Raw genomic sequence first — 250 nt, 5'->3', positions numbered from 1 at the left:
AAAGGATGGCCCCGGCTTCAGTTCGAAGCAAGTTCCCGCGTGCTTGTACCGAAGTCGCCGATCGTGCGGAACGACAGGAAGAACCCGACATTGAAGTCGGTTTCCTTCGTCACCGTGTTTTCGGTGCGCGAGAAGGTCATCGAATAGTCGAAGCACTCGTCGCCATAGGCAAAGCCCATGGAACTGCGCACCAGCGTTTCGGACTCGATGTCGTAGGCGCCGGAGGCGAAGACGCTCCAGTTCTCGTTGA

At 57.6% G+C, this 250-nt stretch carries 1 protein-coding gene; it reads right to left on the bottom strand.

Annotation, left to right across the window (positions count from 1 at the left end):
* Positions 1-17 precede the first annotated feature (17 nt).
* Positions 18-250 (bottom strand): hypothetical protein (locus NVV99_RS26695; protein WP_260783324.1); only part of this gene is annotated, 233 nt, incomplete at its 5' end.

Source organism: Rhodococcus sp. PAE-6, from assembly GCF_025290685.1.
GTDB classification, from domain to species: Bacteria; Actinomycetota; Actinomycetes; order Mycobacteriales; family Mycobacteriaceae; genus Rhodococcus; species Rhodococcus pyridinivorans.
The sequence above is the reverse complement of the archived record's forward strand: the minus strand, read 5'-3'. Positions and strand labels throughout refer to the sequence as shown.